Origin of the sequence: Nocardia elegans NBRC 108235 (genome assembly GCF_001612845.1) — a bacterium.
GTDB lineage: Bacteria > Actinomycetota > Actinomycetes > Mycobacteriales > Mycobacteriaceae > Nocardia > Nocardia nova.
This window is the reverse complement of sequence record NZ_BDBF01000108.1, coordinates 1-1,812: the sequence shown is the minus strand read 5'-3', so window position 1 is coordinate 1,812 and position 1,812 is coordinate 1. Positions and strand designations below refer to the sequence as shown.

The window sequence follows — 1,812 nt, the reverse complement described above, 5'->3', positions numbered from 1 at the left end:
CGGGCTGTTGCGTTTTGGTTTGGTGGTTGCGGCCGCGGAGCGGCCGGAACCACCCTAGGTCGGGGGGTTAGCTGGTGGTGGGGGTGAGGTGGCCGGTGTTGATGGCTTTGAGCAGGTTGTGGACGAGGGCGTGGAAGGCGAATTCTGCGGTGGCTCTGCGGATTCCGCGGCTGGTGAAGCGGCGGAATCCGAGGTTGTGTTTGGCGTGGCCGAAGGGGGTTTCGGCGATGTGGGCGCGTTGTTTGTAGAGGGTGTGGCCTTCGGGGGTGGCTAGGCGGTGGGCGTTGGCTTGTAGCGGGCTGGCGTCGGTGGGGTGCCGGCCGTGGGTGGGATGGTCGCGGGCGGTGGTGTGCTGGGTGCGGGTTTTGCCGGTGGCGATGAGCCGGTCGGGGCCGGGGTGGGTGAGGTTGGCGTGGGTCAGGTAGCCGTTGTCGGCGAGCAGCACCCCGATCCTGTCGGGGCCGGTGGGTGCGTGTGTGGTCTGTGCGCGGGCGCCGGTGATGAGCTGAGCTGCGGCGGTGGCTTTGTCGAGCATGCTGGTGAAGGTGGTGGAGTCGTTGGGGTTGTTGCCGACACCGGTGGCGATGATCAGTCCGTCGGTGCTGGTCACGGCCTGGCAGTTGTAGCCCTGCAGCCATCCCCCGCCGCGTAACGGCATCAGCCGCGACTGCGGGTCGGTGATATTGCGTGTGGGTGTGCCCGCCCACGATTTCGCTTTCACGGCCTCGGTTTCCGCGGGCGCGGTCGGGATGGCTGCGTGGTGTCCGGCTCGGATGGCCTGTGCTGTGATCGCGCGGTCGAGGGCGGCTCTGGCCCGTTTGACCATGGCGTGGTCATCGGCCGCGGCGGGGCGGCGGCCTTTGCGGGTTCCGCGCTGGGCGTGGCGGTCGAGCTTGGCTTGCTGCGCGGCGCGGGCGGCTTCCCAGTTACGGGTCAACACCTGCACCCGGATTTCGGCGGGCGGGCTCCCGGTCACCGGACGACCGGGACGGCGGCGTTGCTCGAATGCCTCCAGCTGGGCGGCACGCTCGGCTGCCTTCTTGTCCCGGCGCGCTTGTTTGCGCTCGGTCACGGCCTGCTTGTCTGCCTGCTCACGCGCCCGCCGAGCGTTCTCGGCCGCCAACTCGGCCAGGGCTTGATCGATCCGCCGCGCCCGCGAACTCGGCTCCACGAGATCCGCCGGCACGTGCCCGCCACGGCAACCAGCACCATAGAGCTCGTCCTCGGCGGCATCGGTGGCCGCGTGCTCGACCGCCGCGCGCCGCGCCGCAGCGGCCGCCGCGTCCCGGACCCCCTGCTCGGCGGCAGCTTTGCGCAGTCCCTGCTCGCCACGATTGGCGCTGATCGATGCGTTCGACGCGATCTTCACCCCATCCAGCGCGACCACACCCAGCTCACCCATACCCCACCCGGCACACAACCTCAGCACCTGAGCGAACAAATCCTCGACCGCCTCGGCAGCCTCGGCGCGGAACCGGGAAATCGTCGAATGATCCGGCACATCACCAGCACAAATCACACGAAACGCAATATCGCGCGAACACAACCGCTCGATCACCCGCGAGGACCGCTGCCCCTGCGCCCACGCCCACACCAGCAACGTCAGCAACATATCCGGGTCATAACCAGCCCGCCCCACACCACCCACACGCCGCCGCGCACGCAACACCGACGTGTCCAACCGCTCCACCACCGAGATCACCAGCCACACCGGATCATCGGCCCCCAACCATTCCCTCATATCCGGAGCCAACAAAAACTGCTGATCACGATCCACCGGACGAAAACCCTTGGCCACCAACACATCCTCAC

1 protein-coding gene is annotated in these 1,812 nt (G+C 68.2%); it reads right to left on the bottom strand.

Annotated features, from left to right (window positions below; genetic code table 11):
• Positions 1-67: 67 nt before the first annotated feature.
• A complete protein-coding gene (locus NE2_RS34400; RefSeq protein WP_307618324.1) occupies positions 68-1,804 on the bottom strand; it encodes a transposase in 1,737 nt (578 codons plus the stop codon).
• Positions 1,805-1,812 lie beyond the last annotated feature (8 nt).